This is a genomic window from Paenibacillus sp. MY03 (assembly GCF_002165585.1).
Taxonomy (GTDB): domain Bacteria; phylum Bacillota; class Bacilli; order Paenibacillales; family Paenibacillaceae; genus Pristimantibacillus; species Pristimantibacillus agaridevorans.
Genome location: NZ_MXQD01000046.1, coordinates 17,092 through 42,820, shown reverse-complemented (window position 1 = coordinate 42,820; position 25,729 = coordinate 17,092). Strand labels below are relative to the sequence as shown.

Sequence of the window (25,729 nt, the reverse complement as noted above, 5' to 3'; positions counted from 1 at the left end):
ATGGTGAATGCAGGCGTGCAAAATAAGCTGTTCAGAGTCGTTATCTACATGCTGCTTGTCCTACTATCCATCCTATTCGTTATCCCTCTGTATTGGCTTGTGACCAATTCCTTGCAGATCGTAGGTTCGGCATCCACGTTCTGGCCGACCAGCTTGCGCCTCGTTAATTACAAGTACGCCGTAACCTTTATCGATTATTGGGGTTATGCCAAAAATTCGATTATCATTACGGCCATTTCCGTCGCGATTCCTACGATTACAAGCGCCTTAGTAGGCTACGGCTTTGCAAGGCTTCGGGCTCCAGGGAAAAACGTACTGTTCCTGCTGATGCTCTCTACGATGATGCTGCCGGGCATCGTTACACAGATTCCGACGTACGTCATATTTTTCAAGCTCGGCTTCATTAATACCTTTTGGCCATGGCTGTTTTGGGCGCTCGGCGGGAGCGCGTTCAGCATCTTTTTGTACCGGCAGTTTTTTGCGGCTTTCCCGAAAGATCTCGAAGAGGCGGCCCGTATTGACGGCTGCTCAACCTTCCGTATTTTCTGGAACATATTTCTGCCCATCTCGCTGCCCGTTATTGCAACTGTATCCATTCTCGCCTTCAACGGGTCGTGGGGGAATGATTACATTACACCGTTTATGTTTCTACAAAATGATAAGTATCCGCTCGCGACCGCCTTGTTCTCGATTGGCTACGTATTTCCCGGGCAGAAGGAGATTACGATGACGCAAGTGCAGAGCGCGGGGCTCATCCTATTCGTTTTGCCGATCATCATCGTGTTCTTTTTGGGGCAGCGTTACTTGGTTGAAGGTGTCGTTTCTTCAGCCATCAAGGGGTAACGGAAAGAAGAATGGAGGGACTGGAATGGGAGGAACAAAGAAGAGATTGGAGATAGGAAGTCTGATGCTTCCATTATTCATGGTGGCTTTTATTCTGGTGCTTGCAGGCTGTACGCAGCCAGACGTCAAGGAACTTCCTGTTGTGTCGTATGCGGCGCCGGCCGAACTGCCTGCTAATTACCGCTCGTCCGACTATACGGTGGAAGCGGGGGAGATCGATATCGATTTGTACAACGGCGGCAATAACAGCTGGAACAACCCGGTCTCTTACGGTTATTTCGATATGCCAGGCAGCACTACCATTAAAATTACTCCGAACTTTGAGTACGACACGTATGAACTGGTCCCAAGATCGCTTGGGCTTAAGGGAAAACGGGATGGAGACACCATATCCTTTTCTCTTGACGGTCCTGCCAACGTTACATTAGTGCTCGACGGAAACTATCAGGGCAGGGTGCTGCATTTGTTCGCCGAGTCGCCGGAGACGGATATCCCCGATCCTTCCGACCCGAACGTCATCTACTTTGCTCCAGGCTTCCATGATTTAAGCGGATACGGCACGGCGCCGACGATGATCGGCTCGGGCCAGACGCTGTACATTAGCGGAGGAGCGGTGGTGAGGGGGCGTTTTCGGGCGGATAATGCGACGAATGTGACCATAAGAGGCAGAGGCATTCTGCTAAACGACTATAGAAGCAAGGATGAATACGATGACATTGCTTTATCGTTGAATCACATTACTCATTCGACGATAAGGGATATCATTGTGAACCGCGACACGAACAGCTGGACATCGTCGCTGTACGGAAGCAGCGATGTGCAAGTGTTGAACTATAAAGCGGTTAGCCCAAGGTTCGCAAGCTCGGACGGGTTCAATATTATAAGCAGCCACGATATCGTCTTCGACGGTTCCTTTATCCATTCCGCCGACGACTCGATAGCCATTAAGGGGTTGTCGCATGAAGAAGATCCGGCCAAAGCGTTGCCAGTGTACAACATTACCTATAAAAACTCGCAGCTATGGTCAGACGCCAATAACGCGATCGGGATCGGAGCCGAGACGGTCGCCGCTTATTTCAAAGACATTACCTTTCAAAATATAGACGTGCTCTATAACTACGACGATCGCGATCATCCGGATGTGCTTCCAGATCGTTCTGCGATCAATATATTCGCGCTGCACGGCACGGAATTTAAGGATATAACGTTCGAAGACATTCGGGTTGAAAAGGCGAAGAGGCTTATTAACGTTCAGATGGACACGTCGTTCTATTTCGGCGCGATTCAAGGGAATTGGGCTTGGCCGGGGTCGATTAGCGGCATTCGATACAAAAATATTACGTCTTATTCGGATGGAACGAACGAAATTAAATTGAATGGCTGGAGTAAAGATCGTCTCCTGTCGGATATCACGTTCGACAATATCAGAATCAACGGAAAGAAAATAAAAGACCCAAACGATCCGCATTTTACGGTGAACGCGTATACGGAAAATTGGAAAGTGAAATAGGAGGCAGCCATAGGCTTATGGTGGATGGACTGGAATTGCGATCGGAAGAAGAGGAGTGATGGGGATGAGCAGTACAATTATACGTGAGAATGGTACGGCAATTTGTATAGATGCAGCTCCGGCGGGAATTTCTTACGCGGTGAGCGAAGATCGGCTTCGGCTGCAAGGCGAGGATGCGTTCGGTGCCGATCCAGACGGACTGGTATTGTCACGGGATTGGCAGTTGTCGGTGTGCGGGCATGAGGTTCCCGTATATGCTGTTCCTGTTACAAACGGAGGCCCGGCTTCGTTCGCTTCATTGTCCTTTGCAGGCGAACCTGCCGGCATTACGCTTGTTGCTCGAAGCGCAAGGAAGGTGCAAAGCGCGTGTGTTCGGCCGGCCTCTCGAGGCATTCAGCCGGAAGTGTTGGATCGTGAAGTTCATATCCCGATTAACGGTCCTTGCAAGTTGATCGTGGAGACGAACGACGATGAAGAACGACCATTATTCATAACGGTGCATGCCGAAGAGCGGGATATTCCGGTTGAAGGCGATTCCGGCGTCATCTATTATGGACCGGGCTTGCACCAAGTGAGCTGTATGGAGTTGACCCAAGGACAGACGCTTTATGTGTCGGGAGGGGCCGTGCTGCAGGTGTTCGTTCCCGAGAATGAGATTCCGCTCGTCGAGAGCGACTGGGCGAAGAAGAAGGTGTACCGTGATTTCATCGTCACAGACGGAGGCAAGGACATTCGGATACGAGGGCGGGGCATTATCGACATGTCCAGGCTCGATTGGCATGCCCGCAAGGCGATGTTCATTCATGAGAGCAGCGGCGTTTATATCGAGGGATTGACGATCGTCGGAACGTCGCATTGGACCATTCATCTGTCAAAGTCGAGCGATTGCTTCGTAACCGATATGACGTTAATCGGCTATAGAGAGAATAGCGATGGGATTGATATCGTAAACTGCCAAGGCGTAACCGTCGAGGACTGCCTGATCCGTACCGGGGATGACGCCGTGGTGGTGAAAGCGATGGCCGCGCCTCCCGCAATCGGCGGAAGAGATATTACGGTTCGCAGATGCACGGTGTGGAACGACAAGGTTCGCTGCTTCGGCATTACAGGCGAGACGCGAACCGATATTCGCGACGTCGTCTTCGAGGATTGCGATATCGTGCACAGCGTGGCGACTTGGACGGAAGAGCTGGGATCTCTGTGCATTATCGTCGGAGATTCCGGCACGATAGAGAACGTGCGGTTCGAACAGATTAGGATTGAGGATGAACGGCAGTATGCGATGGTTTGCCTTATCTTCAAGGACCGTTGGTCTGTTGACAGAGATCCGGGCCGAATCCGGAATATTCTATTCCGCAACATCCATGTTCCGCAAGGCGTGCCTTCACTGTTCCACGGCTTCGATGCGGACCATCTGGTCGAGAATATTCGCATCGAAGGGCTGTTCGCGGATCGAACATCTATTGAGCGGATAAAGGATGCAAACCTCCGAATCAATGCATTCACCAGCAACTTGCAGTTGATTAGTTCCGGTTCCTCTAATATATAATGGAGTAAAATGGTTGTCGTCAGAGGGGGGGACTAGCGAATGGCCGGCGAACGGTACAAGCTCATGATCGTTGACGATGAATATGAGATTAGGCAAGGACTTCGAAGCGTGGACTATTCGGCACTCCGAATCGAGGTGTCGGAAGAATGCGAGAACGGTCTCTTTGCGTTGAAAGCTTTGGCAAGCGATCCGGTGGACATCGTAGTGACGGACATACGGATGCCTCTTATGGATGGCTTGGAATTAGCGGAAAAAGTAGCTTCCCGATATCCGCATACCAAAATAATCATTTTATCGGGTTATGACGATTTTGAATACGCTAAGGCAAGTATGAAGCTTGGGGCGCTGGATTATTTGCTGAAGCCGCTCGATTTCACGGAGTATGAGAAAGTATTGAAAAAGGTTGTTCATCTCATCGGCGAGGAGAAAGAGCAGCAGGCAAGGACGGCCGCGCTTGAGCGACAAGCGAAGCTGTCCGCCCGGCATCTGCGCAAAAAGTTTCTCCGGGATATTCTTCAGAGAGAGATGACGGCAGATGACATCGAGCTCGAGAGCGTTTCGGCAGAAGTGATGCTGGAAGAGAACGGGGAATATGCGGTATGCTTGCTGCGCTTTACCGCCTATCCGGAAAGGCCGGCGGGCGTGGGGGATAAGGATTGGAACTTAATTTTATTTACCTTGGATAATTTGCTGCGGGATCTGTGGGACGAGAGAGGGCTTGGGTATCATTATGTTGATCAAGATGGGCAATGTTCGCTCATTGTTACCGATCCGTCGGCCTTAGCTGCGCTTAAGGGAAGCCAGGACGGGTTGGCAGGCGAGCTCGACCGCCTGCTGGACGGTCTAAAGCGGTTTCGCGGACTGTTTAAGTCCCACGCGGCGTATTCCGTAGGCCCGATTGTAAGCGGTACAGGGCATATTCGGGTATCATACCGGGAGGCAGAACGTTCGTTTTCTTCGATGAATGAACGCAACAGCAGCCATGAACGAGAAGAGCCAGCTTGCCAAGAAGCGGCGGCTCGCAAGGATATGGGGCAGATGAACTCCAAACGTCTCATTCAAGAGGCAAAACATTTCATCGAACATCATTATGATCGGACTATCACGTTGGACGACGTAGCCAAACATGTCCATTTGAACGCTAGCTATTTAAGCTATCTGTTCAAAGAACTCACCGGACAGAAGTATATTGATTATTTGACGGAATTCAGAATCGAGAAGGCGATCAGCCTATTAAAGTCGACCAACTATAAAGTGCACGAGATCGGGGAAATGGTAGGTTACGAGAATCCGAGATACTTTACGCTGGTATTCAAAAAATACGCCAAACAATCACCGAACGAATACCGCAACGCCGCGTATGCCTTAGGCGATACGGACGTTGGATTATGAGATTTCGTTATCACCGCAACCGTCTCGTCTTAATCGCCGTTCTGCTGACCTTGGTGTCCGAAATCGCGTTCGTCGGCATCAGTTATTGGAATACGAGGGATGTCGGCTCCGAAATTCGGCGCGCCTCCGAGCAAAATCTATCTAAGCATGTAGAGAGTCAGATCGCATCTAAGCTGGGCGAGATGAACTCCTTGTCGCTGCAGATTGAATCGCTCGATTTCATGAATTACGCTCGCTCGTTCTTAAGCCTTCGCCCGCATGAGGAGGAAGTATTGGCTAGGAACGAGCTAAATTCGCGTCTTGAACAGCTTCATTTGCCGCCGGGCTCTGTCGATCAGATTTATTTTATAGGTGAAAATATTAACCAGCAAAACTTTGGCAAGTCATTCATCGACAGTACGTTCATTCCGGGTAGTGAAATTCCATGGATCGACGAACTGAGAAGATCGGGCCTGCTTGATTCGTTCACCCGATATTACGGCATGCCAACGTACATTCCGCCGGGTATGTTCACGGACATGATCGAGGCGAACAAGGGTCGTGTCACGGAGGATGAGCGGCAGCGCCTTGATTCGTTCTTCAAGCGAATTGAAGGCCATCTGATTATCAATAACGGCGTTAATTATTTGAACGTATTGTCCGTCATTGTCCTTGATGAACGCATCTTTACAGCTGAGCTCCCTACGACGAGTCTATGGGAGGGTTATGTCGCCGTAATGGACGAGAATTGGCAGACGTTATGGTCGAATGTGCCGAACGGCGACGCTATGAAGATGGTCGCGCAGCGAATGGAAAGCGGACTAGCCGAGTGGGAGCAGCAGCTTGATGGAGAATATAAAGTAAGGACGATGCCGATATCCCCTTATGGACTTCATATCGTCTTTTTTGAACGTGAAAAAAATGATTCGATGTGGGGACAGAACTATATTTACGCTTACCTTGCTTTTTTTGCATGTACACTGCTGATTGGATTTGGGATTGCGTTCAAGCTGGCTAATTGGATTATGTATCCGTTCCAGATGCTGGCCAGAATGGTATGGAAGAAAGGGAATGATCTCAATTTCCAGAGCGTCATTCCCGAGGATCGGTTTACGGAAGGGTGGCTTTCGAAATTTACGATAAGGGGCAAAATATTGCTGCTCCTTCTGTCCTCCGTCCTTATTCCAGTCGTAATTGCAGTCGGCATGCATTTGTTTATGATGTATAGCTATGTTTTCAATAAAGCGGTAGATTTATCGGTTGAATCGTCGAACCATCTTGTCGTGGAGCTGCGCGACCGGATGGAACGGTACGAGAATCTGACGAATCGTTTGTCTACGGATAGCCGGTTGACGAATTTAACTTCACCGTATTCGTATAAGGAAAACATTGAAGATTTTACGGTGGCCAGCTACCCAGGACTAAGCGATCTCTCCTATTTCGTCTTATACGATGTCGGAGGAGTTGCACGCTATTCGTCGGCCTTCTACAATAATTTGACCTTATTCAAGCTGTCTGCGATCGACCCCGATCTGCTCAGCAGCTTGAATCCGGAGCAGATCGTATGGGTTACCGGGCTTGAAGACGTATATGGCCATCCTTCCATGATGCTGATTAAGAAGCTGTCCGTTCCGTCACTGCAAACGGGCAAGACAACGGACGCTTACCTTCAGGTCGTCTTGAAGGAAGACGCGTTCTCCTATGTGACGTCGGACCGGAAGCAGAGCTTTGTTATGCTGGATCATTCCGGCCAATTCATTTATTCGAATACATCATCCGAGGGCTTCAAGGAAGCGGCTAGCGAGAGGTGGAGCGGGAATGTGCGGGATATGGAGAAGGTAGGGATTGATCAGGTCGAAGGCAGCAATCAGGTTATCGTGCATCGCGAGATCGGCAGCATGGACTGGTCAACCTACGTCTTTATGACAATCGATGATATTTATTTGAAGATTAACAGCATGTTCCAACGGTTTATAGTGCTCATCGTCCTGATCTTCCTTATTATTTTAGCTGCGATGTGGAATGTCTCGTCCCTGCTGATCAAACCGATTGAACGGTTGAAGCATGCGGTTGAGAAGGAAGAGGTGCTGCCTCTCGGGCCTGAGCATAGAACGGGTCCGCGGGATGAGATCGGCCGACTTGTCGTGAGCTTTAACCAGATGCTGGGGCAGATCCATGAATTGATGGAAGAGAACATCAACAAGCAGATCCGTGAGAAGGATTTGGTCACTTCAAGGATGAAAGCCGAGCTCGGCATGCTGCAGCAGCAGATCAATCCTCATTTTCTGTATAACACATTGGAAGCTATCAATATGCGGGCGCGGCAGTATGGCGCTACAGAGGTAAGCACGATGGTGCACTCTTTAGCCAAAATATTTCGTTTTACGATTAATACCGGCAATGAAGTAGTACCGCTCAGTGAAGAGATCGAGCACGTCCGCAACTACTTGACGATACAAGAGCTGCGGTTTCAAAACAAGTTCGCCGTTGTTTGGAAGCTGGACGAAGCGGCTCTGGCAGCATCGGTTCTGAAGTTCATTTTGCAGCCGATTATTGAGAATGCGCTTCAGCATGGAATTGATGACCTATATGAGAACGGGATAATCAGCATAAGCGCCGAAGTGGCAGACGAACGGTTAGTAATCGTCGTATCGGATAACGGAATTGGCATGAGCGATGAAGAACTGAAGAAGGTAAGAGATTTGCTAAGGATGGACTCGGAGCCAATGACCCTTGAGCCAGTCAAAGGCATATCGGCACGTTCGAGCGGTGTAGGGCTTGTCAACGTCTATCAACGGCTGCGCATTTATTACGGAGAGCGGCTTGAATTGACGGTCGAAAGCGAAGAGTTCTTAGGAACGACGATAACGATAAGACTTCCGTTTTAAATTCCTAAATAGAAGTGAATGAATCCAAAGAAAAACCTCCTATTCAATACCGCCTGATTTTGTAATATAGTGCTTAGAACAATTAGTCTGCACACTATAGGAGGCGGTGGTATCATGGTAAAACAAGCGGTAGTCGCTTCATTAAAAGCAATAATTTGCGTTGTAATCTTATGGACAGGTTTGGATTTCGGCACCACTGTACAGGCAGCGGGCACGGTTACGACATACGCCGCGCCGAGCGGCGCATCCCGGTCCTACGACTTTGCTGTTTCGGTAGATGCGAGCAATGTCGATTTGTATGGCGACAAGAACGGCTGGAACAATACGGTATCATTTGGTTATTTCGATTTCACTGGTACCGTATCGGTGTCGGTAACCGTTAATATTCCTTTCGCGTCCTACAAGCTAGCCCCCGAATCGTTGGGACTGGCCTCGACGAGGACGGGCAACACGATTACGTTTGCGCTCTCTGGGCCGACGAACGTAACGCTTGTTCTGGACGGGAACTACCAAGGAAGAGTATTGCATTTGTTCGGCAATGCTCCGGAGATGGACATCCCGAGTCCGACGGATCCGAACGTTATCTATTTCGGTCCGGGATACCACGATTTGCGCAATACGCCGAATGAGCAAATCAATGTAGGCAGCGGGAAGACGTTGTATATTGCAGGCGGTGCGGTCGTCAACGGACGCGTCGTCGTCCACTCCGCCAGCGGCGCCGTCATTCGCGGCAGAGGCATCCTGACCATGAACTGGCGCACGGCCGACGGTTATTGGGACAGTCCGATGTTTATCGAGAATAGCAGTAACATCGTACTTCGAGATATTATAGTAAACCGCCGAGCGAGCAGTTGGTCGGGCAAAATCGCATTAAGCAATAACGTAACGGTGAGCGGTTATAAAGTAGTCAGTCCGACCTATGCTAGTACAGATGGGCTGAATATTATTAATTCACATGATATTACTTATAATAATGTATTCTTCCGAACGGCCGACGATTGTATCGCTATTAAAGGCGGCGTAGGCGGTCCTGAGGCCAATCCAGCCTTCGGTGCGCCGAATTACAATATCACGATACAGAACAGCCAATTCTGGAGCGACGCCAATAATGTATTTACGCTTGGCGCTGAGACGCAAGCGGCTTATTACGATAACATCCAATACAAGAACATCGACGTTTTGTACAGCTTTGACGATAAGACGTATCCTGGGCAGCTGAACGAGCGTGCAGTGTTTGGCATTACATCGCTGCACGGGACGCAGTTCAGAAACATTCTGTACGAGAATATTCGTGTAGAACAATGCGAACGCCTCATAAACCAATCGTTCGAGGATAGCTTCTGGTTCGGCTCCATTCAAGGCAATCAGACTTGGCCGGGGTATATATCCGGCGTCACGTTCCGCAATGTTACAGTCAAAGGTACTGGCAACAAAGAAATACGGCTCCATGGCTATGGCTACCAAAAGCAGATTAGTAACATTCGCTTTGAAAACGTTACCATCGGCGGGCAGCCAGTGACAAGCCTGGGCGACCGCCATTTCGATCTCAACCCGTACGTCAAAAATGTGTTTTTTCATGCGGCGACCGACGAATATTCCGCTGTTCTCGGATATACCCCCATTCAAGGGGAGAATCAATGGTCTTACAAGGAATGGAACGGAAGCGCATATTCCGATATGACGTGGGACGTGGGTTCGAAGAAGTGGAGGGGGGCGTATGCATACGGAGGCATGTGGAGTCCGTTCTTCATCCATCCTGATACCAACGATGCCGTGAAAGCATGGAAAGCGCCGAAGGCGGGAACCGTTCAAATTAAAGGGCGCGTCTTCAAATGGGATATAACCGGCGGGGACGGCGTACGGGTTAAGATTATGAAAAACAATACCCAGCTATGGCCTAGCAGCGGATGGCATACAGTCGCTTACAACGATAACAGTGGTTTAATCCATGGACCTATCGTCAATGTGGCCGCTGGCGATCATGTTTATTTCATTGTGAATCAGAACGGCAACAGCGGTTACGATACAACTGTCTGGGATGCAGCTGTTTCATATCGTCCGACATACAATGCGACGACTGATTTCCAGACTTATCAAGGCGCTTGGAATTGGAAATACCAGCAATGGAACGGCGCAGGCTACAGCGATATGGCGTGGCATTCAGTTGACAAGCAATGGCGCGGCTCGTACACATACAATACGATATGGAACGGAAGTGCTATGCACCCGGATACAAACGACACAGCGAGAGTTTGGATGGCGCCGATGTCCGGAACGATTCGTATTTCCGGGAACGTGAAGAAAGCTGGGGCTGGCGGAGACGGCGTACTCGTCAAGATAATGAAAAACGGCACGCAAGTATGGCCGGCAAGCGGTTATCAGTATATAGCGCATGACGATCTTAGCGGCGTATACCATGATGTGAGCATAACAGTTGCCGCGGGCGACAACATCTACTTCCTTTTGAACAAAAACGGAAACAACGGATACGATACGACGATTTGGAGTCCGGATATTACGTATTCATAACGAAGAGAGCCTCCAGCAGCAATGCTGGAGGCTCTTCGTTAGGAGTCGGCAGAAGCAGGCGTATTATCGTAACAAACGACAAGCTTTTTTCCAATGAAATGACATGGATGTTTCTGCCGGAGTGTGAGATTATGTAGGGACATATAAACCCCGCATCGTCAGGCATCGACGGAGGTGCTCATGTTCAGGCAGATTTTATCCTACACGAAAAAGTACCCATTGAGCTATCGGATGATCATCACGAATATTTGCCTTGCGGTCTTGCCCATTCTCCTGTTAGGGACAATGGGCTATTTGTCATATGTACATATGATGAAGCAAAACGCGCTCGACAGCATCGGACAGATCGTCAATCAGACAAACGACCGTCTTGACGAATATTTCGGACGAATGGACCAGCTGTCCAGATCGATCTTCTACAACCGGAACGTGCAGCAAATCATGATCGCCAATCGGAGCTGGCAGGAATCGGACACGCTGCTGCGCAATCTGAACAGCTACATGTCGCTGGAGTCGACAATCAAGTCGTTGGCAATGGTGAACGCGGATACATTCCGCACGGTATCGGAAGGGGGCATTATCACGGCTGCCATGATGACGCATATTCGCAATAAGCAGCTGGAAGGGGCGGTAACGACGAGGATTCAATATTCGCCGCTCTTCGAGATGCAGGACGGGAGACCGGGCATGCTTGCATTCCGACAGATTAAGTCTATTCAGCAGACGCGGTATCTGGATCAGCTGTATATCGGAGTGATGCTGCTGGATATCGAATGGATCAGGCATGCCTTGCAGACGGCGAATATGGACAACAAGGCCAGCCTTTTTATCGTGAATGGACATGGCGAGATTGTAGGAGCCACTTCCGGCAAAACAGGCATTGCCGAGCTCGCCCCGCTGCTGAGGGAGCAGCCGACCAAAGAAGTAAGGCCTGTCCGTTTGGACGATGTAGACTACCTGTACCAGATCATTCCGTTTGACGGACTGGACTGGACCTTCGTCGCGCTAATCAACAAGGACAAGCTGCTGGAGAAGGCGACATTCATCCAATATACGCTTGTTGGCGTCGTTGTCATTCTGATCGCGGTCGTCGTCTTGGTCGTGGTTTCCTTCAATATTCGGCTTACCCATCCCATCACGAAGATGGCCGATGCGTTCGACCGGGCGGCCAGCGGCAACTTCGACGCCGTGCTGAGGTTCGGGTATCGCAACGAAATTACCGTCATTCAAGATCATTACAACAATATGCTTGACCAGATCAAGCGGCTGACGGACCATCTGCTGCTGTCCCAGAAGCAACTGCACGATACGGAAATGGAGAAGCAGCTTTTCCGTCTGAGCGGGCTGCAGAGCCAGATCAATTCGCATTTCCTGTACAATGTGCTGCATTCCATTCGGGGGATGTCGATGTCCGGAGCCAAGAAGGAGGTTGCTTCGGCGATCGATCATCTGGTGTCCTATTTTCGCTACATCACGCGCACCGAGGATTACGTCCTGCTGTTCAAGGAGCTGGAGCATCTGGATACGTACATCGCGATTCAACGCATTCGCTTCGGGAAGCGGCTCCAATTCCGGACGGAGATGGAGCCGGGGCTCAAGGGACATGCCATCGTCAAGTTGATCCTTCAGCCGCTTGTAGAAAATGCGTTGTTCCACGGCCTGGAAGGGAAAAGCGGGCGCTGGCTGATCCGCGTGCAGGCCGGCAAGACGGAGGGCGGCGATCTGCGCATCATGGTCATGGACAACGGCATGGGCATGAGCGAAGAGAAGCTGAGGCGGGTGCGCGAGCATCTGGCTGGCCTTATCGATGAGCCGCCGGAGAGGGAGCATCTCGGACAAGGCATTGGATTGGAGAATATTCACAGTCGGGTACGCATTTATTACGGCGAACCATACGGACTATCCATCAAGAGCTGGGAAGGGCGGGGCACGGTCGTAACCATCACCATACCGCATCGCAACGGGGAGGACCACAATCATGCATAACTTGCTGTTGGTAGACGACGAGCATTGGATTCTGAAGGATATGGAGCAAATTATCGACTGGGAAGAGGCAGGCTTCCGGCTGGCAGGCAAAGCGAACGACGCGGTGGCCGCCGAGAGCATATTAAGGCGCCAACGCATCGACGTGTTGGTCAGCGACATTCGCATGCCGGGCAAAAGCGGCCTGGATCTGCTTCGCTTCGCGAATCGCGCTTCGCCGGATACGCTGGTGGTGTTCATGAGCGCTTACGGCGAATTCGCTTACGCCAAGCAGGCGCTGGAGCAGGGCTGCTTCAGCTACCTGCTGAAGCCAGTCAACGAAGCGGAACTGCTGGACACGCTGGATAGATGCAAGCGACGTCTGGCGGAGCGGGAGCGGGAACGCAGCGGACGACAGGTAGCCGAGCAGGCGATGTTGTTCCTGGAAGGGATCGGGAAGGATCTGCCGATCGTTCGCCTGCTGGAAGGGCTGGTTGACTTCAGACCGGCCTTCGCGCCGCAGTCGCGCGTCATGTTCGCTTGCGTGAAGGCGTACGGACCGCTCGGGTTGGAGGGACTTGCTCCGCTGGACGAGCTGCTAGAGGGAGAGGGCATCTCCTTCTACCGAAGCCGAGTCAGTTCATCCAAGTGGTGCTACATGATGGAGCTCGCCGTGCAGTTGGAAGCGGATTCGGCCGTTAGGCTGTACAGGGCGATAAGGCGACTGGTCAAGGCGAAACGTTGGGATGTAGGGCTCAGCGCCGTCTGCGATACGTCCAGCCGTTCCGGCAACGTCTATCATCAAGCCGCGATGATGGCAGACACTTCGATACTGGCAGGCCGAAAGGGCGTGCATCGCTATAAGTCCGACGTAAACGGGGCTGTGACGGGAATCAGGGAACGGATCGCCAAAGCGGCCAAGCCGGAGCAGTTGAAGGCGATTCTGATCGACGTGCATGAAGGCATCAAAGCCGGACGCATTCATCTGAGCGGTCTTGCGGAGCTGTACAATTCGTTCATGGCGGCGATAGACCACCTGACTTCCCGTCTGCAGCCGGAGCTGACGGATTCGGCTTACACGCAGGACATGCTGCTGCACTGCGGCAATCCGCAGGAGCTGCTGGAGGAAATGGCGGAGCAGCTGGAAGATCGCCGACAGCGTCAGAACGGCGAGCCGAATGCCCAGCTCATCGTGGAGGATGTCGCGCGCGAGGTCGACCTGATGTACGCGCATCGGATTTCGCTGAAAGAGCTTGCCCGCAAGCATTACATCAGCCCGAATTATTTGAGCCATCTGTTCAAGCAAGAGAAGGGGCAAAGCTTTATCCATTATTTGATCCGCCGCCGTCTTGAAGCGGCACAAGCGCTGCTGGAGCAGGATATTTCGTTGTACGAAGTGGCGCGCATGGTGGGCTACGACGATTACGCTCATTTCAGCAAGCTGTTCAAGAAGCATCTTGGCCAATCGCCGTACGATTGCAAGCAACACAAGAAACGACGAAAAGAAATCAAAGAAGGCTACATGGAAAAAAATTAACCCCCTTGTCATAAAGTATGGAACAACCTCGCTTCTCTGTGCGGAGAAGCGGGGTTGTTTTTTTGCATACGGCTCCTGTCATGCATTGTCGTAACAAACAACAAGCGATCTTCCACTATGAGCACATGGGATGCCGACGAGGGCTATGGCACAATAAAAACAAATAGAACAGCTTAATACACACCCTAATCCACTAAAGCAACGCAAACGCACAGGAGGAAACTATGGAGATTACGATCATGAAGCCCTTGGGAGAATCGGGCCGAAAAGCCCGTGCGGAGGAATTCGGAGTACGCGCGGACAGCGATTGCAACGGCGCCGCGATGCGGAGGGCTATACAGCATTGCAAGAATGAAGGTATCGGCGAGTTGCTCGTGCAACCGGGCGTCTACCGGTTCGGCGCCGGACAGCACCCGGTATTCGAGGAATTAAGCGACTTCCGGTTCGACGGGGGCGGCGCGGAATTCGTATTTCGGTCGGCTGAAGCGTTTATCGCGATCCGGCATTGCCGGCGAATGGAGTTTCGCAACTTGACGGTGGACTGGGACTGGGATCTCAGCCCGCTGGCCAGCATCGGCGTCGTGGAGCGAGTGTCCGAAGACAAGTCGTGGTTCGAGTTGGCGTTCCCCGAATACGAGTCGGTTCCAGCGGGGCTGGACATCCGCACGCTGAATCCGATGAATCCTCGAACGCTGACCCCGGGCTGCGAATGGGGGCGCGAGTTCGGCGGGAATGTGCTGGGCGAAGTGCTGGAGGTACGCGGCAACATCATGCGCATCGCGCTGCCGGATCCGGTGGACTTCCGCTTCCTGAATCGTGGTCAGGCCTACATCGTGCGGCATTACGTGTATGACGCCCCCGCATTCGAGCTGCACGAGAACGAGCATCTGAAGCTGGAGGAAGTGACGGTATACGGCGCGCCGGGTCACGCCTTCGTAGCGACCGGCGGTCAGCATCATTGGGGTCTTGCGCGTTGCCGCCTCCTGAAGCGGCCCGGCACGACACGCTGCATCTCGGCGACGGCGGACGGCTGCCATATCAGCAACTCGCTCGGCTCGTTCCTTATGGAATATTGCGATTTCAGCGGGAACGGGGACGATTGCCTTAATATTCACGATAATTCCGTTCAGAACTTCGAGCGATTGGACTCCAGGAGCATCGCGATCGGTAACGTATTTCCATGGCGCAATCCCTTCGCGCCGGGCGATCCGGTGGAGTTCCGGCATCCCGATCTATCGCCAACGGGCGTCACCGCTACGGTTGCCGATGCGGATTGGGATGAGCGCGGACAGCGCTGCGTGCTGACGTTCGGAGAAGTCCTGCCGAGCGACTTGTCGGCGAAGTCGATTTTATTCAATCGCCGCTACAATTCGGGGCATTATGTCGTGCGGCACAATTTTTTCCACCATAACCGGGCTAGGGGAGCATTGCTGCATGCTTCCAACGGGTTGGTAGAGCATAATTACTTCTATCGCAACCAGGGGCCCGCCATCCAGATCGAATGCGGGGCGGAGGCGCGCTGGGCGGAAGGTTTCGGCGTCGATAATCTCAGGATACGGAACAACCGGATCGAGAGCTGCGACGTCAACCATTGGAGCATGGCCGTCATCTACATGGGCGTCTATCTGGAGCAAGGCAGAACCCGTTACCCTATCTTCCGCGACATCGCGATCGAGCATAATACCATTGTGGATTGCCCTCAGCAAGCGGTTTTCGTCTCCTCGTGCGAGCGGGTGGCTATTCGCGGCAATGCCTTGCTCAACCCTAACGCGGGTCCGCCCAAAAGTGATCGGGATGGCGATGCCAACTGCGTGCCGAACCGCAGCTTGTATCAGGGGACGATCATGGCGAGCCACTGCCGCGAGGTCGTCATCGAGCATAATCGCCGTATCTCCGTCTCGCCAGCTGCGGATAGCCGCATATGGGTCGATGCCGATTGGGCGGACGGAGTGACGATTCGCGGCAATTACGGATTTACGGAAATGGGGTGAAGGAGATACAAGCGAAAATGGCCAATTCGAAGACTGCCCAGCCGCTAAAGGCGCCAAACGATGTATGGCGCCGAATTCTCAAATACAAAATGTTGTACGTCATGGTGCTGCCGTCACTCGCGTTTCTGTTTATTTTCCACTATATCCCGATCTATGGCGCTTCCATCGCGTTTAAGGACTTCTGGGTGACCAAAGGCATTCTTGGCAGCCCGTGGGTCGGCTTTGAGCATTTCGAGAAGCTGTTCCGCACCGACAAGTTTTGGCAAGTATTTCGCAATACGATCGAAATCAATCTGCTTCGCCTCGTCTTCGGTTTTCCGGCTCCGATCATACTGGCGATTCTTCTGAACGAGGTGCGGAACAGGCTGTTCAAGCGATCGATTCAGACGATTGTTTATTTGCCTCATTTCATTTCGTGGGTGACGATCGCGGGCATTATTTTCACCTTGCTATCGAACGAAGGATTGGTCAACAAAGCGATTATCGCTTTGGGCGGCGATCCCGTCAACTTTCTGACCAGCAACGGCATGTTTCGTCCGCTGCTCGTCCTCTCCGGCATCTGGAAGGAGGTCGGATGGGGTACGATCATCTATCTGGCCGCGCTGGCAGGCGTTAATCCCGATCTGTACGAGGCGGCGACGGTCGACGGCGCGAACCGTTTCAAGCAAATTTTGCATATCACGCTTCCGAGTCTGCTCCCGATTATATCCATACTGCTCATCCTGAATTTCGGCAGCATGATGAACGGGGGGTTCGATCAGGTATTCAATCTCTACAACACGATGGTGTACGAGAGCGGCGACGTCATCGATACCTACGTCTACCGTATCGGCCTGACGCAAGGCGAATATAGCGTGGCGACGGCAATCGGACTATTCCTTAACCTGATTAATTTCGTCTTGCTCGTAATCGTCAACTGGACGGCGAAACGAATCGGAGGACAAGGCATTTATTAGAAAGGAGGACAACGGTCCGTGGTTAGATCCAAAAGCATTTCCGGCACGATATTCGATACCCTAAACATTCTATTTATGCTGCTCCTGGCGGCCGTGACGCTGTATCCCTTCTGGCATGTGCTTATCGGCTCCATCATGCCCTACGAAGAATCCATCCGCTCCGTTATCTATCTATTCCCGCAGCGGCCGACCTTCGAAGCGTACCATTACGTGTTCTCCAAAGATACGTTGGTCGGCGCCTTGCTTGTATCGGTGTTCGTCACGGCGGCCGGGATGCTGTATCAGCTGTTCATTACGGCGATCACGGCCTATCCGCTAATCAAGCAGGATTTGCCGGGCAGAACGTTTATCTTTATGTATATTATTTTTACGATGTTTTTTGGCGGAGGATTGATACCCTATTATCTCCTCATCAAAAGTCTGGGGATGGTCAATAGTCTCGCGGTCATGATCATTCCGGCGGCGATCAGCACGTACAACATGATCGTGCTCAAAACGTTTTTCCAGAACATTCCTTTGGAGCTGGAGGAATCGGCGAAAATCGACGGCGCGGGTTATATGACGATTTTTTTCCGGATTATTCTGCCGCTGTCGGTACCCGCCCTGACGACAATCGGATTGTTCATAGCGGTGGGACAATGGAACAACTGGTATACGCCGATGCTGTTCCTGAACGACAAGGATCTATGGCCGCTCGCGATGGTGCTGCGGGATATTCTGATCAACAACAACATGGAGCTGACCCGCGGCGGCAGCTACGTCAGCCAGGAGTTTATGCTGGGCGATACAATCAAGAACGCCGTCGTCATCGTCTCCGTCGTGCCGATCATTATCGTGTACCCGTTCATTCAGAAGCATTTCGTGAAAGGGGTGATGATCGGTTCGATCAAAAGTTGAACCTTCTTTTGCAGGTTGAACCTTATGCGGGGGCTTGCTATTCTACTAATTAACGGGGAGTTGGACAAGCATGTTGAGCACAAACAAAAAAAGCGGAAGAAAATGGATGATTCCGGTGTTGGCCGTATTGACATCGACCAGTCTACTGGCTGGCTGCGCCGGCAATAACAACGGCGTCGCGACGCCGTCGGCGAATACATCGCAGACGGATGGAGGCAAAGGAAACGGATCGGAGCAGCAGACAGCTCCGGTGGAGCTGTCCGTATTCAGCTGGATGTTTGAAGGAGCCGACGCTCCGGATTCGATCATCTATCAGAAGCTGCAAGAGAAGCTGAATATCAAGCTCAAGCCGATTACGGCCTCATGGAACGACTGGGAGGAGAAGCTGAATGTCATGATCGCGTCCGGCGAGATGCCGGATGTGTTCATCTCTTACGGAATTGACCGTCCGGTGCAATACCGTCAATGGATCAAAGAGGGCATGCTGCTGCCAATCTCCGACTACGGAGATCAATATCCCAATATTCAGAAGTCGCTCGATAACTTTGAAGCATTGGCCAAAACGACCGGAGGCATTCACTACTCTCTGCCGGTCTACAACGAAGCGGGCAGCGACAAAACGGCGGTCAGCGGCCATAACATCCTGATCCGCAAGGATTGGCTCGATAAGCTGGGGCTGCAGGTGCCTCAAACGATTGATGAATTCAAGCAAGTCGCGGACGCGTTCGCGAATGGCGATCCCGACGAAAACGGCAAAAAGGATACGTACGGGTACACATCCAGCTCCGGTGGCGTTTGGTGGCAATATCCGATTTTCAACGCCTTCGACACAAGCACGGATCGTTGGGAGTTGAAGGACGGCAAGTGGATGCCGGAGGTCATCTCCGACGAGACGAAACAGGCTATCGAATTTTTGAACGCCATGTATGCGGACAAAACGTTAGATCCCGAATTTATGCTGAATACAGACGACAAAAAAATCGAGAAGTTCGTCACCGGCAAGGTCGGCATGATTGTTCATAACGCCAACGCTACGCTGTATAACGACATTTACGGTAAATTCGAGCAAGCTTACCCCGATCGGGATCCCAAATCCGTATTCACCTGGGTCGGTACGTTGAAAGGGACAACGGGCCAGCAGCGCATGGATGGCTTCAACAATTTCTGGTGCGTGACGTCGATCAACTCCGGCATCTCCGAAGAGAAGCAGAAGAAAGCGCTGGAACTGCTGGACTATCTGCTGTCGGACGAGGGACAAGATCTGATGCTGAACGGCGTTGAAGGCGTCCATTACAAGAAGGATGGCGACTCGATTGCTCCGTTGATGTCGGATGAAGAGCGCTCCAAGGATAAAGCGTTTTCGCTGAAGGCGCTTGTATCCTGGAACACCGACTTCTTGCCGGACAGCACGCCGAACAAGGAAGACATCATTGCATTGTCTCGATCGACAGGCGATTATGCCGTCCCGAATCCGCTCGCTTACCTGAATATCAGCGAAGAGACGCTGGATCCCAGCCTCTCCAATCAACTTAATGATTTCGTGAACGAATCGATTGTCAACTTGATCGTGGAAACGGGCGATGTCTCCGCCAAATTCGACGGCTTCAAGGAAGCCTGGTTGTCCAAAGGCGGCGACAAAGTCATCGAAGAAACGAATAAGCAAGCGGAAGCGGAAGGACGCTAAGCGGGCGAGGAAAAATCCGGACACAAGGTTTGTCCGGATTTTTTCCTGTAGTCGCGGGTGTCGATTCAAGCGACAGAAAAACAATAAGCGAACGTAGGGGAGCGCAACAGACATGGAGCTGGGACAAGACCAAAAGTTGTTGTTTATTGGAGATAGCATTACCGATTGCGGAAGGGAAAGCGACCCCGAAGGGCTGGGCGGCGGTTACGTCCGCATGATTCGGGATTATTTGTACGTGCGGCATCCGGATTTGACGCTCCAATGCCATAATCGGGGCGTCAGCGGCGAGACGATTATGGATCTGAAGGCGCGTTGGCAAGAGGATGTTATCGCGCTGCGGCCGAATTGGCTGACCGTGTCGATTGGCATCAACGACGAATGGAAGGAAGTATCCATCGAGGAATATCGGCGCGCCTACGAGGAGCTGCTGACGGAGACGAAGGGGAAGACCGGGGCGTCCTTGATCCTGATGGAGACCACGATTATATCCGAGAATCCACATGACGGGAAAAACGAACGGCTGAAGCCTTACAATGCGGTCATCCGTGAAACGGCAGAGCGCTTCAATGCCGTACTGGTGCCGCAAAACCGGCAATTCGACGACTATTTGCGGAAGCAGCATGGCAAAGTTCTGACTCTTGATCAGGTGCACATGAATTCAACCGGCAACTGGCTGATCGCGCTGAACTGGCTCAAAGCTTGCGGATTGGCGTAACCAGGAGTAGCCGTTCATACCCACGAGAAATGGACATCCCTGAAGGGATGTCCATTTCTCGTTCGTTTTATGGATTGAAGACGCGGAGCAGATTGTAGACGAGTTGCGCGGCCTCGGCTCGCGTGGCGTTGGCTAGCGGCGCGAATATCCCGCCGGCACGTCCTTGCATCAGCGAAGCTTCACTCGCGGCGGTTACGTACGGCCTCGCCCAGGAAGGAATGTCGTTGGCATCGGCATAGCCGGCAACTTCGGCGTCTGCCGTACCGCCTGTCGGCAGGCCGATCGCCCGCACGATCATTGCGGCCATCTCGGCACGACTGATCGGCTCGTTCGGCGCGAAACGCTGTTCGCCGCGCCCGGCGACGATGCCGGCTTCGACCGCGGCGCCGACCGCCTCCGCGTACCACGCGTCCTGCGCCACGTCCGCGAACGCGGTGGACCGGACTACGGGCAGCTGGAGGGCCCGCACGAGCAGGGCTGTAAATTCGGCGCGGGTCGTCTGGCCGCCGGGCTTGAAATCGGTATCGTTAATGCCGAATACAATATGTTTGGCGGCCAACGTCGTTACCGCCTTTATAGCCCAGTGAGCGGCTTGAACGTCGTTGAACGTTTTACGATATTCCAGAACGGCGTAAACGCCATTGTCCGAAATGGCCCCGGTTATGGATCCGTCGGCAGCATCGACGTTCCCTCCGGCATACAACCATTTTCCGCTGTCCGGATCATAAGCGTATAGTCCTAATAAATCCTCGTCAACGGACAGGCTTTCATCGAATGGCAGGCTCAAGATCGCGTCTCCGCGAGCAGGCTTCGCCTCCACGCGTTCGCCGTCAGACTTGAACACAACGATGTCGATCCGCAAGAGTGGGCCGGCCGCTTTAAGCTTGGCATGGTCTTGGGCTGCCGGCACGAATATATTCGGTTGATTCTCCAGCGGAACGACAGAGACCTCCAGCCTCGTTCCGTCGGTGCTCCCCGCCAGTCGCAACAGCTCGCGCAGCAAGGAAGGTTGGATGGATAAGGAAGCCCGCTCCAGCTTCAACTTGAGCGGATTGTCGGCATCCAGTTCCGCCAAAGCTACGGAAACGACGTTTTTGCCGTCTGCGCCATGTCCGGTGCCGTCGCCATCGTTATCGCCCGCATTGCCTCCACCGATCCCGCCATCGGTACCGGAGCCTCCGGAAACGGCGGCTGCCAGACGCAGCTCGTTCGAAGCGATGCTTTCGCCATAGCCATTGTAGGCCAGCACGCTAACATAATAGGTTTGCGGCAGCGAAAGGCCGGCGAGCCTCAAGCTGGTCGCTCCGCCTGCATCTACGGTTGTCGTGTACGTTCCGCTTGTAGTGCCGTAACGTACCGCATATCCGGATGCGCCGTCCACGGCTGACCATTGGACGGACAAGGTGCCGTCTCCCGCCGAGCTTCCGGTTGCGACCGGAGCGGCGAAGGCGTTGCGCATCGGCAGCAGGTAGCCGAACAACTCCGGCGACTTGCCCGCGCCGATGCCGCTGTTGTATTCGATCCAGCCGTTGCGAGCGTCGGAGCTGCCGGGATTGACGACGGTTCCGTCGCTGTAGTTGGCCAATATCGAGATTCCCAGTTCGGAACCTGCTTCTGCCATAACGCCTTCCGGCAGCAGCTCCTGCCACGGAATCGCGATTTCGTAGCGGGTTACGCCGGCAGTCTCGTCCCGGACGACCGCAAGCTCTCCGGCGGTGAAAGGACCGCTTGTCTTGCCAGCTACGGCATGGTAACGGTATGCCAGCGCGCTGCCTCCGTCGGTCAAGCCGAAGGCGAGCTCCGTATAGCCTTTGGCGCCGGGTTTGCTGCCGCGCTGGGGATCGACGGCGATCTGTATGCTGGAGCCCTTCCACAAATCGGCCGCGCTTGAGATGGGCAGATGGTGTTTGTTTTCCCGAACTTCGACAGCCATGTACAGCTTGTTTTCGTCCCAACGTGTGGAACCTTTCGCCGTCAAGACATCGGCGGACCAGCGGTTGACGAAGCCCGCTTCGATCTCTCTGACTTGATCTTGCTTGTCCATCGTGAAGCCTGGGGTGGCTGCATCCCATTCGCTTAGATCTCCGTCGATAAGCGGCGAGGCCTCGGCATAAAGGCTTCTGAGCGCCCGAGTCTGCTTCTCGATCATAATCGTCTCGGACTCGTGCACGAGGCCCGAGGCATCGTACACGCGGTATTGAAGCGCATGTTCTCCATTGCCCAAGCCGTCCAGCGTCGCCGCGAACGGGGAAGCCTGCAACTCCTGCGTCAAGCGTCCGTCAACGTAGAGCTCCACCTTGCGGATATCGTCGATGCCGGACAAATACGGTCTTGTCGCCATAGAGGCGGTCGTGATGTAATCGCCGTCCCGCGGCGCAAGGAAGCCGACCCGCGACGGCTTGACGACCGGGGGAATGACGTCGCCCGTCGTGACGCTCGCAACCGCGGAAGCTTCGCCGAAATAACCATTGCTGCCTTCGGCATTCACCTTATAGTAGTAGGTCGTGTTCGGCTGCAGGTTTTCCCGATCCTCGAAAGACGAAGTATACGATTCGCCGACCATGTTGGCGTAGGCCGGTTCGAAGTCGGGCTGCGTGTCGCGATAAATATTGTAATGCGAGATGCCTGGGCTTTGCTCTTCCGGTGCCGTCCAGCTTAGCTGCACATAGCGGTCGAACGCGGCGACAAGATTGCCCGTTGCCGCAGGCGCGGTTTCGTCCAGCGGACGGACGCTAGAGCTAAGGTCGTACCCCGTCGCTTCCTGCCAGGCGGCAAGCGTATCGTAGGCGTTCCCGTTCAGGATCGAGCGGAAGGACGCTTGCGGGCTGTAAATGCGGTTGCCATCGATCGCGCTGACGATCGTATTCGGTCCGATGCTGAATACGTCTGCACTTGCCAGATTCGGCCGAATGACGATGTTGTTGTCCCGTATTTCGTTGCCCGTCCATGTGCCATGGGGATTGGAGGCGGTGTTGACCGCGCCGGTGCCGTCCACATCGACGATAATCATATTGCCGGCGACCACGACGTTGTGAAGTCCGGTCGACAGATCCGGCCTGCCGGTGAAGTTGCCCAGCGCGATTTGCCCTCTACCGTTAGACTGCAGCGCCTGGTTGCCCTCTACGCGGTTTTGGATGATTTTGGCGCCGTTGTTGCTCATCGTGGTCATTCCGTTGCCTTTGTTGCCGTGCGAATAGTTGTATTGAACCGTAATATTGTCGCAATACCAGTCCACGTTGATGCCGGCACCGTCGTAGCCGGACGAGGCGTCCTTCATGTTGTAGACCTCGTTGAAGCGGATGACGGAATCGCGGGAGGCGATGAACCATAGACCGCCCGGTCCCCAGGTGTCCGTGCCGAGTCCTCCGTCATGCACGACATTCCGCTCGATCGCCGAATCGTGGGCATTCTGGACGACGATTCCTTGGCTTGCCGTTCGGTAAACATGGTTGCCGACGACGTTGACGTTGCCGTACAGAAGCTGCGAGCGAAGCTCCTCGTTCCTTTCGACATCCCAACCTGTCGTCGTGATGCCGTACCAAGCTACGTCGTGGACGGTATTGTTCGCGATCGTAAGGTCGCGCGCCACTTCCTTGCCGTCCGTCCCGGGAACCATCGCGGAGATCATGATGCCGTTCGTGTTGCTGTCGTAGGTGTCGCTATATACGTCGTTGTTTTCGATCCTGACGTCCCGATGGAGGGCGGAGTTATCGTAATGCAGCTGTATGCCGACCGTAATGCGGTCCCAGGATTGGCCCGACGACGCGATAATATGAACGGACAGCCCTTCGATGACCCAGTGGCTCAGGTTGTAGCCCGTAACGACGCTGCCGCCGTTCGGGGCGTTCCAACTGACAACGGGCTTGTCCCCGTCGCCGTAAGCGCCTATGGCAATGGGGTTGCCCGGCTCGCCGGAGCCGCGCAGCACGAGCGGCTCGTTCCAGCCGTCGCCTGCTTTGAGCAGAATCCGGTCGCCAGCGCGGAAGGTGCCGTTATTGATTTTGTTCAGCGTCCGCCATGCGGTACCTTCGGTCAGACCGTCGTTATCGTCGTCCCCCAGACTCGAGCTGACATAATAGACGGTATTGCCTTCCGAATCCACCGGCACGGTTACGCGGCTTGCCGTGACGTTGTCGTAGCCTGCCGTCGCCTGCAGCGTCATCAGGGCAACCCCGCCGGCCGCGAATGCAGAGTCCGAGGTCTCCAGAAGCTTGGAGCCGTCAATGTGCAGCGCCAGCTTATCGCCGGCGGCCACGCCATGCCAGTCATAAGAACGACCGGGCTCCATGAAGAACGGCGTCTCTGCCAACACGGTATCCGAGTCTCCGCTACGCTTGACGATCTGCGCCGCGCCATCGCCTGAGCTGTATCTCATCCAGTAGCCGTCCCCCGAAATTTGCCGCCGCAGAAGAATGCCGACCGAGCCGTCTTGTCCGGCTTCATCGAGCGCAATACGCGCCTTCAGCTCGTAATGGCTCCAGGAAGCTTCTCCGGCATAGACGGTTCCGCCGGTCATTTCCGTCTGGGCATACACGTGGTTGATGCCCGTCCCGGTCACGCGAACGTTATCGACTTCGACGGAAGTATCCCAGGTCGCGAGCGCGATTCGGCCCGATAGATAGGGGGAATCGCCGTCGCTTGCGGTCAGCACCAACTCGTCGTTGCGATACACGCGGAAGGTGTTCCCGATCGCTTCCACCTTGATCCGCACGTAAGCGGACGTTTGCAGCGAGGGGCCTTCATAGGCCGATATCCAGCTCTGAACGTCGCCGTTCTGCTTCATTATGCGAATGTAAGATTCGCTCATGTACAGGTAGTAGAAGTGCTGGCTGTCCTGGTAGCGGAAATCCATCATCGCGCCTGCTCCGTTCAGCAGCTTGATATCCGCCTCGTAGGCGTAGTCGGTCCAGGCCGCGTCGCCTGCCGCCAACTCGGACGCGCCTCCGGCGCTTTGCCGATAAGCGGTGGCGGCGCCGTCCGTTACGGGTGACCAACTGCCGCCGTTCAGGCTCCATTTGGCAGCGTTTCCATTTTCGAAGTCATCCGAAAACAATACGGGAGCTGCCCCTTCTTCGACGCTCCATTGTCCGCTCTCGACGGTCCATGCCGCAGACGGCCCATCGTCGAAATGGTCTTGCAGCAGCAGGGTCGACGCTTCCGCGATCCCCGGCTTGATAGCCAAAGGCAGGCTCATAAGCGCGACCAAACAGGCCAGCGCCGCCAGCAGCTTCCGGCGATAAATCAAACTTCTCATGTTGAATGTCCCTCCTAAGATTCGTCGTTCACCTCTAACTTTA

General features: G+C 53.5%; 14 protein-coding genes. 13 read left to right on the top strand and 1 reads right to left on the bottom strand.

The window, feature by feature from the left end; genetic code table 11:
- From B1748_RS28105 to B1748_RS28045, 13 genes are all read left to right on the top strand, one after another.
- The gene (locus tag B1748_RS28105) at positions 1-843 is read left to right on the top strand and encodes a carbohydrate ABC transporter permease (RefSeq protein WP_087571278.1); all 843 of its coding nucleotides are present in this window, start codon (positions 1-3) and stop codon (positions 841-843) included.
- A 25-nt stretch (positions 844-868) separates the two neighbouring features.
- Positions 869-2,353, top strand: coding sequence for a glycoside hydrolase family protein (locus B1748_RS28100; RefSeq protein ID WP_087571277.1), 1,485 nt, complete (start codon positions 869-871; stop codon positions 2,351-2,353).
- 64 nt (positions 2,354-2,417) lie between these two features.
- Positions 2,418-3,902, top strand: coding sequence for a glycosyl hydrolase family 28 protein (locus tag B1748_RS28095; protein ID WP_179215871.1), 1,485 nt, complete (start codon positions 2,418-2,420; stop codon positions 3,900-3,902).
- A 39-nt stretch (positions 3,903-3,941) separates the two neighbouring features.
- Complete coding sequence (locus B1748_RS28090) at positions 3,942-5,294, top strand: response regulator (protein ID WP_087571275.1); 1,353 nt, start codon at positions 3,942-3,944, stop codon at positions 5,292-5,294.
- Positions 5,291-8,161 (top strand): sensor histidine kinase, encoded by a 2,871-nt coding sequence (locus tag B1748_RS28085; protein WP_087571274.1) that lies wholly within the window; start codon positions 5,291-5,293, stop codon positions 8,159-8,161. Before B1748_RS28090 ends, B1748_RS28085 begins: the two co-directional genes overlap by 4 nt.
- Before the next feature lie 114 nt (positions 8,162-8,275).
- Positions 8,276-10,690 carry a glycosyl hydrolase family 28 protein gene (locus B1748_RS28080; protein WP_087571273.1) on the top strand — a complete coding sequence of 805 codons (2,415 nt, stop codon included), beginning with the start codon at positions 8,276-8,278 and terminating at the stop codon, positions 10,688-10,690.
- A gap of 180 nt (positions 10,691-10,870) precedes the next feature.
- Entirely contained in the window at positions 10,871-12,676 is a 1,806-nt protein-coding gene (locus B1748_RS28075; RefSeq protein WP_087571272.1) for a cache domain-containing sensor histidine kinase, read from the top strand.
- On the top strand, positions 12,669-14,189 hold the full coding sequence (locus tag B1748_RS28070) for a response regulator (RefSeq protein ID WP_087571271.1): 1,521 nt from the start codon (positions 12,669-12,671) through the stop codon (positions 14,187-14,189). The genes B1748_RS28075 and B1748_RS28070 overlap by 8 nt, the downstream gene beginning before the upstream one ends.
- 224 nt (positions 14,190-14,413) lie before the next feature.
- Positions 14,414-16,180, top strand: coding sequence for a right-handed parallel beta-helix repeat-containing protein (locus tag B1748_RS28065; protein WP_087571270.1), 1,767 nt, complete (start codon positions 14,414-14,416; stop codon positions 16,178-16,180).
- Positions 16,181-16,197: 17 nt separating this feature from the next.
- A complete protein-coding gene (locus B1748_RS28060) occupies positions 16,198-17,136 on the top strand; it encodes an ABC transporter permease (RefSeq protein ID WP_087571269.1) in 939 nt (312 codons plus the stop codon).
- Positions 17,137-17,154: 18 nt separating this feature from the next.
- A complete protein-coding gene (locus B1748_RS28055) occupies positions 17,155-18,033 on the top strand; it encodes a carbohydrate ABC transporter permease (RefSeq protein WP_256975978.1) in 879 nt (292 codons plus the stop codon).
- A gap of 70 nt (positions 18,034-18,103) precedes the next feature.
- Positions 18,104-19,717, top strand: coding sequence for an extracellular solute-binding protein (locus B1748_RS28050; protein WP_087571268.1), 1,614 nt, complete (start codon positions 18,104-18,106; stop codon positions 19,715-19,717).
- A 112-nt stretch (positions 19,718-19,829) separates the two neighbouring features.
- A complete protein-coding gene (locus B1748_RS28045; protein ID WP_087571267.1) occupies positions 19,830-20,432 on the top strand; it encodes an SGNH/GDSL hydrolase family protein in 603 nt (200 codons plus the stop codon).
- 67 nt (positions 20,433-20,499) lie between these two features.
- Here the strand turns inward: B1748_RS28045 and B1748_RS28040 are convergent, their stop codons facing one another.
- Positions 20,500-25,686 carry an S-layer homology domain-containing protein gene (locus B1748_RS28040; RefSeq protein ID WP_087571266.1) on the bottom strand — a complete coding sequence of 1,729 codons (5,187 nt, stop codon included), beginning with the start codon at positions 25,684-25,686 and terminating at the stop codon, positions 20,500-20,502.
- Positions 25,687-25,729 lie beyond the last annotated feature (43 nt).

What these genes read in the sequence shown, in the direction of transcription:
- B1748_RS28105 (WP_087571278.1), top strand. Translation starts at nt 1, where the DNA reads ATGGTGAATGCAGGCGTGCAAAATAAGCTGTTCAGAGTCGTTATCTAC.
- B1748_RS28100 (WP_087571277.1), top strand. Translation starts at nt 869, where the DNA reads ATGGGAGGAACAAAGAAGAGATTGGAGATAGGAAGTCTGATGCTTCCA.
- B1748_RS28095 (WP_179215871.1), top strand. Translation starts at nt 2,418, where the DNA reads ATGAGCAGTACAATTATACGTGAGAATGGTACGGCAATTTGTATAGAT.
- B1748_RS28090 (WP_087571275.1), top strand. Translation starts at nt 3,942, where the DNA reads ATGGCCGGCGAACGGTACAAGCTCATGATCGTTGACGATGAATATGAG.
- B1748_RS28085 (WP_087571274.1), top strand. Translation starts at nt 5,291, where the DNA reads ATGAGATTTCGTTATCACCGCAACCGTCTCGTCTTAATCGCCGTTCTG.
- B1748_RS28080 (WP_087571273.1), top strand. Translation starts at nt 8,276, where the DNA reads ATGGTAAAACAAGCGGTAGTCGCTTCATTAAAAGCAATAATTTGCGTT.
- B1748_RS28075 (WP_087571272.1), top strand. Translation starts at nt 10,871, where the DNA reads ATGTTCAGGCAGATTTTATCCTACACGAAAAAGTACCCATTGAGCTAT.
- B1748_RS28070 (WP_087571271.1), top strand. Translation starts at nt 12,669, where the DNA reads ATGCATAACTTGCTGTTGGTAGACGACGAGCATTGGATTCTGAAGGAT.
- B1748_RS28065 (WP_087571270.1), top strand. Translation starts at nt 14,414, where the DNA reads ATGGAGATTACGATCATGAAGCCCTTGGGAGAATCGGGCCGAAAAGCC.
- B1748_RS28060 (WP_087571269.1), top strand. Translation starts at nt 16,198, where the DNA reads ATGGCCAATTCGAAGACTGCCCAGCCGCTAAAGGCGCCAAACGATGTA.
- B1748_RS28050 (WP_087571268.1), top strand. Translation starts at nt 18,104, where the DNA reads ATGTTGAGCACAAACAAAAAAAGCGGAAGAAAATGGATGATTCCGGTG.
- B1748_RS28045 (WP_087571267.1), top strand. Translation starts at nt 19,830, where the DNA reads ATGGAGCTGGGACAAGACCAAAAGTTGTTGTTTATTGGAGATAGCATT.
- B1748_RS28040 (WP_087571266.1), bottom strand. Translation starts at nt 25,686, where the DNA reads ATGAGAAGTTTGATTTATCGCCGGAAGCTGCTGGCGGCGCTGGCCTGT.